This window comes from uncultured Campylobacter sp., assembly GCF_938045535.1.
Lineage (GTDB): Bacteria > Campylobacterota > Campylobacteria > Campylobacterales > Campylobacteraceae > Campylobacter_B.
The window spans coordinates 1-7,421 of sequence record NZ_CALIMQ010000325.1; the positions used below are offsets into that span (position 1 = coordinate 1).

Consider the following 7,421-nt stretch of genomic DNA (forward strand, 5'->3'; position numbering starts at 1 on the left):
GAATGCGGAATTTCGGTTTTCTTCGCCGATCCGCTCGCGCGCGCCGACCCCAAAAATTTTATCCACCTCGTACCACTTCGCAAACTCATCTCCTTGCAGCGGATAGGACTTTAAAAGCGGGTGTCCGAACCAATCATCGGGCATTATTAGGCGCGCTAAGTTCGGATGATTTTCAATCCAAACACCCATCATATCGTATAGCTCGCGCTCCGCCCAGTTCGCGCTTTTGTAGATGCCCGCAGCGCTTTGCAAAAAGCTCTCATTCGGCACGAAGCACTTTAGCCGCGCGCGGCGCGCTCTTTTGATATCCAAAAGCTGATAGAAAACCTCGATGCCGCCGCGAGCCTCGGTAAAATCCACGCCGCTTAGCTCGCATAAAATTTCATATCCCGCGCCCTTAAGCGCACGCAGCGCCGCTAAATTTTGCGCAGGCTCCACGTAGAGCACGAGAGTGTTAAATTCCACGTATGAGTTTAAAATTTGGACGCCTTCAAGCGCGTCCAGATCGTCTTTGAAATCGCTCTCGTTTGCGCTGGATTTCGGCGTTTCCTCCGGGATGAAAAATCTGTCTTTGTAGTAATTTTTTTTACTCTGATCGCCTTTGGGATTAAATTTTCTCATCAGATCAGCCTTTTTGCTTTCTGCGCGCGGCGCGGAGTTTGGGTGCGGATCTTTTTTTGCAGCACCATCATCGCAAACTGCAGCGTCTCGGGGCGCGGCGCGCATCCGGGCAGATAGATATCTACGGGCACTATGCGGTCGCAGCCCTGCACCGTAGCGTAGGTATTAAACATCCCTCCGGTATTGGCGCAGCTACCCATACTGATAACCCATTTAGGCTCTGGCATCGCGTCGTATAGGCGGCGCGTAAACTCGGCGTGCTTTTTGCTAAGCGTGCCTGCGATTATCATCACATCCGATTGCTTGGCGCTTGCGCGAAATATCGTGCCGAAGCGGTCAAAGTCAAATCTGCCCGCGCCCGCCGCCATCATCTCGATCGCGCAGCACGCAAGCCCGTACGTCATCGCCCACAAAGAGTTGCTCCTGCCCCACGCGATCAGTTTATCGACGGTGGTAAGAACTACGGGAAGCCCGTTTTCGCGCGCGTAGTTTATCTTATGCTCTGCCAATTTAGCGCTCCTTTTTTCCAGGCGTAGATGAAACCGATACCTAATAATACGATGAAAAACGCCATCTCTATAAGCCCGAACACGCCTAAAATTTTAAAATTTACCGCCCACGGAAACATAAAGATAATCTCGACGTCAAAAAGTATGAAAAGCACGGCTATCAAAAAAAAGTGGGAGTTCATTCGGTTGGGCTGCTTGACGGCTTCGGGGCCGCTTTCGTAAATTTCGCCCTTTAGCCGTTCGTCGCGCCTGTCTGCCAAACGCGAGCCTACCAAAGAGGATAGTTTAACGATGAGCGAAAAGACGCAAAAGGCTAGGATTAGCATTACGAATATTCCGAAATACGGGCTTTGCAGCGGAATTCTAGACATTTTTCGCCTCGGTTTTAAAATTTAATGTGGATTGTAACGAAGTATTGATTTAATAAAGCTTAGCGCACGCCACTAAATTAGCTTTTAAAATTAAAATTTATATACCTCGCCCGTGCGATTTAGTGGGGATTAAGGCGCGTGTGGTAAAATTTCGCGGATTTTAAGGGAGAGCTATGAAATCTAGCAAGATAAGTCTCATTTTCTACGGCATATTCTGCGGCGTAACAATCTATTTTCTTATCTGGGGATTCGGTTTTATAGGAAGCGGCGATAAAATGCTATTTTTAGTTTCGGTATTTTTAGGCATCTTTATGGCCTTTAATATCGGCGGAAACGACGTGGCAAATTCCTTCGGCACCAGCGTCGGAAGCGGCACTCTTAGCATCGCGCAAGCCCTTTGCATCGCGGCGGTATTTGAAGCAAGCGGCGCAGTAATCGCAGGCGGCGAAGTAACCTCGACTATCCGAAGCGGCATAATCGATCTTAGCAAAATGGACGTGCATCCTAGAGACTTTATCTACGTAATGATGAGCGCGCTTTTTGCGGCGGGGGCATGGTTGCTTTTTGCCAGCAGAAAGGGTTTGCCCGTATCCACTACTCATGCGATCATCGGCGGTATCGTGGGCTCGGGGCTTACGCTAGGCGCCCTGCTTAATACTGCAGAGGCTTCCGCGTTGTGGCTCGTGCAGTGGGATAAGATCGGCAAAATAGCGATCTCTTGGGTACTCTCGCCGATTTTGGGCGGAGTGATCTCCTTTGGAATTTTCTGGCTCATCAAACATTACATTTTGGATTACAACCGCTACGCTCAAATAAAGATCGACCGCATAAAGCGCGAAAAAAAATCCCTCCGCAAGCTGCATAAAAAGACCTTCGAGACTCTGGACGACATTCAAAAGATCGCCTATGCAGAGGCGCTAAATCACGATATTTACGCGATGCGCGATCCCGATTTTGATCCAAGCGAGCTGGATAGCGAGTATTATAAAAAGGTGATCGAGCTTGACGCTAAAAAAGAGAAGCTCAAATCCCACAAGGCCCTAGAGTATGGAATCCCTGCCGTAGCCGGTATCGGCGCCTTCGTAATCTCGGCGATGCTGATATTTAAGGGGCTGCATAATCTAAATTTCGGGCTTACGAATTTTTACAACTACCTCATCATCGGCATGTCTACGCTGATTACCTGGCTTTTGATGTTTATTTTCGCTAAAACCCTACGCCGCTCAAATTTAAACAAATCCGCGTTTTTGATGTTTAGCTGGCTGCAAGTACTCACCGCTAGCGGCTTTGCCTTTTCGCACGGCAGCAACGACATCGCAAACGCCGTGGGTCCGTTTGCCGCCATCATCGATACGATGGCTACGAATAGTATCAATCCCTCCACTCCCGTGCCGCAGCAGATTATGATAATGTTCGCAGTAGCCCTAATAGCGGGGCTTTGGTTCATCGGCAAAGAGGTGATCGCCACCGTAGGCACCAATCTTACAAAAATCCACCCAGCCTCGGGCTTTAGCGCCGAGCTCGCAAGCGCCGTCGTCGTCATGGCGGCATCGGTGCTGGGGCTTCCGATCTCCTCGACTCACGTGCTAATAGGCGCGATTTTGGGAATCGGCTTGGTAAATCGCAGCACAAACTGGTCGCTGATGAAGCCGATCGGGCTAGCATGGATCATCACTCTGCCCGTTTCGTCGCTGCTTTCGGCGTTTGCATTCGTGCTTTTACGCCACGTATTTTAGGCTAAATTTAAAGATCCGCTCCCCGAAATTTTAAAATTTCGCAAAATTCTGTGTAGGCTAAATTTTAAAATTTTACGGCGGCGAACCGAGTAAATTTTGCAGCTCCTCTTGCGACGCGCTACAGCGCAAAACCGGCTCGCAGCGGCGCAGATCCCGCCTGCGCGCCCCGTAAAAATTTAATAAAATTTTAGCTACAATCGCCATTTTAAATTTAGGAAAGCTATGAGTAAATTTGAAATTTTCAGATCGACCCTTGCCGTGATGATGGGCTACGTGCCGCTGGGGCTGGCGTTTGGCATCTACGGCATTAGCCAAGACCTGCCCGTCTGGGCGCTGGCGCTAACCTCGCTGCTGATCTACGCAGGCAGCGTGGAGTTCGTGCTGATCGCATTCATCGTAACTCACGCCTCGCTCGTAGATACCTTCGTCGTGGCGTTTTTGCTAAATTTCCGCCATTTTTTCTACACGATGTCGCTGCTGGACGAACTGCGCTTCGTGCGTCATAAAATTTACGCCGTATATGCCCTTACGGATGAAACCTTTGCTCTGCTAAAAGCGCGTGCATTTTTGCGCCCCGAGGAGCTTAACGGCGAACAGCCCGTAACGCCGCAAAGATTAAAAGAGCTTGATCTGCTCTATAATCTAACCGCGGTCTTAAATCACTCTTACTGGGTCGCGGGCGTCGTTGTAGGGGCTGTTTTGGGAGCAAGCTTGAAGCTTGATTTTAGCGGAGTCGAGTTTAGCCTGACGGCGCTTTTTGCGATGCTAACCTATGAGGTTTTTAAAGCAAATCCACAATACAAAGTGCTATTTCTTGGCTTTGGCTGCGCATTTGCGGGGCTTTTTATCTTTCCTGCAAAATACTTTTTATTCGGCACTCTGATTTTCGGCACTGCGGTTTTGCTGCTCTTTCGTAAATACTTCGAGCGACCTTTGCGCGCGGGACGCAGGCTGCGAAAATTCCCAAAAAGGAGCAAGTAGTGGAAATTTTACCCTATATCTTTCTAGCCTCGATCGCTACGATTTTGACGCGATTTTTGCCGCTGCTGCTTTTTAAGAAAAAGACCGCGAGTCCAAGCTTATCGTATCTGCAGAAAAACTCCGGACTTTTGATAATGGTCGTTTTGACGATCTATGCGCTTAAGACGATGCTGCCTAGCTTTTCGGGCGAGCGGACTTTTAGCGCAGACGTGCTGCAAACGGCGGCGCTGCTATTTTGCCTGATTATGGCGTTTGTCGTGCATGCTAAATTCCGTAATTCGCTCGTTACGATAGCGCTTCCTACGCTAATATATATGGCGGCGCTGCGCTTTTTATTGAATTATTGATAAATTTATAAGTTAGTTTTCGATAAACTTCAAAAATTAATTTTTAAGTTTAAAAAAGGTTAAAGTTTTATGAATTTTATCAGTCAAATGGTGCATAGCTTCGCCAAAAAATACGCCGCCGAAACTATGCAAAAATCTCTTTATAACTCTCTTAGAATCGACATCACGCAAGAGAACATCGCTAAAATTCCAAACCCCGATAAAAAATATATGCTCTACATGCACGTGCCCTTTTGCCACACGTTTTGCCCGTACTGCTCCTTTCATAAATACGCCTACGAGCGTGGTGCGTGCAAGGCGTATTTCAGCGCGCTGCGCACCGAGATGCAGCGCACGAAGGACGCAGGCTACGACTTTGAGACGCTTTATGTAGGCGGCGGCACGACACTCATCGACGAGGATGAGTTAGCGCGCACGCTGGAGCTTGCCAAGTCGCTTTTTAGCATCAAAGAGGTCTCGTGCGAGAGCGATCCTAACCACATCGAGCCTGAGAACTTGCTGCGATTTCGCGGGCTAATAGACCGCCTAAGCGTGGGGGTGCAGAGCTTTGATGATGATATTTTACGTAAAGCTTCGCGCTATGACAAATTCGGCTCGGGCGAAATTCTGCAAGAAAAGCTATCCCGAGCGGTCGGAATTTTACCGATTTTAAGCCTGGATCTGATCTTTAACTTTCCGTTTCAAACTCGCGAAATTTTACTTCGCGACATTGAAGCAGCAAAGGCGGTAAAACCGGAGCAGATCACGCTGTATCCGCTGATGAAATCCCCTTTGATGCGCGATCAAATAGCACGAAGTCTCGGCGTTAGCAATGTAGATCACGAGGAGGAGTTTTACTCCATCATCTGCAAGGAATTTGCAAGCTGGCACCGCAGCAACGCATGGGCCTTCGCTCGCGAAAAATCAAACATCAACGACGAGTATGTAGGCACGAATCACGAATACGTAGGCATCGGAAGCGGCGCGTTTAGTTTCCTAGGCGGCAGGCTGCTCGTAAATGCGTTCAACCTCGAAGAGTACGCAAGCAGGGTGCGCAAAAACGAAAGTACCGTCATCGCCACTTGCGATTTTAGCAGATCCGAGCGCGCAAAATACCTCTTTTTGACCGAGCTTTTCAACGGCGAGATCGATATCGCTAAATTTAACGCCGCAAACGATTTAAGCCTGCGCCGCGAACTGGGCAGAGAGCTTAGCCTGCTAAGGCTTGCAGGAGCCGTGCGTATCGAGGGCGAGATCATCCGCACGACGGAATTCGGCGCGTATTTGTGCCTTGTTTTGATGAAGGAATTTTACACCGGCATGGACAAGGTGCGCGCGGCGTTTCGCGACGATGCCAAGATTAAGCGCGCAAAACAGCTCATCATTATGGACGAAAGCGAATCCGCCGCAGCTGGCGCGGCAAAAAGCGAGATAGCGTCGTAAATTTTGTGCCAGACCGCTACTAGCGCTTGGACGCACCCGCGACTTGAGCGCAAATACCGTCCGGCATTTAAAACACAAACGAATTTTTGATTTCAAAATTTAGGAAGCGTCACAATGAAACGCAGAATGATCAAGCTATTCATTTTATTTCTGTTTTTTGTCCTTGTATTTGAGCTCGTCGGCAATCTTTTTAACTTCGGGCACTTCCCGTTTCATAAGAGCTGCGAGGCGTTTATGATGATAAACCGCCATATGACCGGCGATTCAAACGACAAGTGCATAATGCAACTTATGGAGCAGGGCAATAAAAGAGATCTTTCGCTATATTACTATAAAACTAAATTTAATCTTGAGGAGCCATTGTCAGAGCTGGATGAAAAAGCTATAAAATTTTTAAATATTCCAAACTCGAAGATAATCACCGTAAATAAAGATGGCTTGGAAAAGAAATTTTTAATAAGCGATTAAATTTAAATAGCAAAGAAGCCCTGCTTCAATTGCAATATCAAAGCCTAACAAATCGAGAATTTTAAAATTTATAAAATTAAAGGAGGAGCAATGAGTAATCTAAAACTCATATAAAACTGGTACGCTTCCAAATGCGACGGAGAATGGGAGCATGAATATGGCCTTACGCTGGAAACGGTCGATAATCCCGGTTGGTGGATTGAAATCGATGGCGAGAGCGGGAAAAAGCCGATCAAAATAAATATCGATAGAGATGACGAGGATTAGTTTTTCATCAATGCCACGGAAAACGAACTCAAAGGAAGTTGCGGAGCCGAAAATTTAGAGGAATTATTGGAGTATGTGGTAAAATGGCTAACGGATTAAAATTTGACGGGAGCATTATGAAAGAGCTATATAAAATTTATCTGAAAGATAGTAAAAAGAATTTCATAGCCACTGGAAATACTACTCATTACGACGGCAACAAAATTCTGCCGCAGCCGTTTGCTTTAAGCATCGTTCAATACGACGGCGACAGCGGATTTTATCTGTTCTATCTTGACGAATCGGGGAAAGAGCAAACCGATACCTATCATGAAAGTATAGAGGATGCGTTTAAGCAGGCTGAATTTGAATTTGGCGTGAAGAAAGAGGATTGGAAAAATTTAAATTAAACAAGGCAGATAAAGAAACTTAAATGATCGAAGTCGAGATAAAAAACGAATCTTGCAAAAAGACCGAAGTAACGCTTGCAAATATCGAAATTGTTAAGGACGCCGTAAAGGAATTCGCCTATAAAAGCTTTAAGGGCAGTTATCTGTTTTTTGATATTTACGGCGAGATAGATAGGGATTTCCGCGTGCTTGGAGTAATCGGCGAAGGAGATGAGGACAATATCGGAAAAATAGATCTTAAAAAATATGAAACCAATGGAAGCGCCACCGATTTGCATTAGGAAGGCCGCAAGAGGCGTACCGGAACCAA

The 7,421-nt window shown here is 47.0% G+C and carries 10 protein-coding genes and 1 pseudogene; 8 read left to right on the plus strand and 3 right to left on the minus strand.

What is annotated here, in order from left to right:
• From Q0095_RS10005 to Q0095_RS10015, 3 genes are all read right to left on the minus strand, one after another.
• Positions 1–621: NADH-quinone oxidoreductase subunit C (locus Q0095_RS10005; RefSeq protein ID WP_297883367.1), on the minus strand; the 621-nt coding region annotated here is incomplete at its 3' end.
• A complete protein-coding gene (locus Q0095_RS10010) occupies positions 621–1,130 on the minus strand; it encodes an NADH-quinone oxidoreductase subunit B family protein (protein WP_005869772.1) in 510 nt (169 codons plus the stop codon). The genes Q0095_RS10005 and Q0095_RS10010, both read right to left, overlap by 1 nt.
• Complete coding sequence (locus tag Q0095_RS10015) at positions 1,112–1,501, minus strand: NAD(P)H-quinone oxidoreductase subunit 3 (protein WP_297883368.1); 390 nt, start codon at positions 1,499–1,501, stop codon at positions 1,112–1,114. The genes Q0095_RS10010 and Q0095_RS10015 overlap by 19 nt, the downstream gene beginning before the upstream one ends.
• A gap of 173 nt (positions 1,502–1,674) precedes the next feature.
• Here Q0095_RS10015 and Q0095_RS10020 point away from each other — a divergent pair, with 173 nt between their 5' ends.
• From Q0095_RS10020 to Q0095_RS10050, 8 genes and pseudogenes are all read left to right on the plus strand, one after another.
• Positions 1,675–3,237, plus strand: coding sequence for an inorganic phosphate transporter (locus Q0095_RS10020; protein ID WP_297883369.1), 1,563 nt, complete (start codon positions 1,675–1,677; stop codon positions 3,235–3,237).
• 222 nt (positions 3,238–3,459) lie between these two features.
• Positions 3,460–4,218: an AzlC family ABC transporter permease gene (locus Q0095_RS10025; protein WP_297883370.1), complete on the plus strand. Its 759-nt coding sequence runs from the start codon at positions 3,460–3,462 to the stop codon at positions 4,216–4,218.
• Positions 4,218–4,565: an AzlD domain-containing protein gene (locus tag Q0095_RS10030; protein WP_297883371.1), complete on the plus strand. Its 348-nt coding sequence runs from the start codon at positions 4,218–4,220 to the stop codon at positions 4,563–4,565. Before Q0095_RS10025 ends, Q0095_RS10030 begins: the two co-directional genes overlap by 1 nt.
• A 69-nt stretch (positions 4,566–4,634) precedes the next feature.
• Complete coding sequence (locus tag Q0095_RS10035) at positions 4,635–5,987, plus strand: coproporphyrinogen III oxidase family protein (RefSeq protein WP_297883372.1); 1,353 nt, start codon at positions 4,635–4,637, stop codon at positions 5,985–5,987.
• Between the two features lie 114 nt (positions 5,988–6,101).
• Positions 6,102–6,455: a hypothetical protein gene (locus Q0095_RS10040; RefSeq protein WP_297883373.1), complete on the plus strand. Its 354-nt coding sequence runs from the start codon at positions 6,102–6,104 to the stop codon at positions 6,453–6,455.
• A gap of 126 nt (positions 6,456–6,581) precedes the next feature.
• Positions 6,582–6,722: pseudogene (locus tag Q0095_RS10320) on the plus strand (Imm53 family immunity protein); the annotation flags it as partial.
• Between the two features lie 116 nt (positions 6,723–6,838).
• Positions 6,839–7,111 carry a hypothetical protein gene (locus Q0095_RS10045; RefSeq protein WP_297883374.1) on the plus strand — a complete coding sequence of 91 codons (273 nt, stop codon included), beginning with the start codon at positions 6,839–6,841 and terminating at the stop codon, positions 7,109–7,111.
• Between the two features lie 23 nt (positions 7,112–7,134).
• A complete protein-coding gene (locus tag Q0095_RS10050; RefSeq protein WP_297883375.1) occupies positions 7,135–7,392 on the plus strand; it encodes a hypothetical protein in 258 nt (85 codons plus the stop codon).
• The last annotated feature ends 29 nt before the right edge of the window (positions 7,393–7,421 follow it).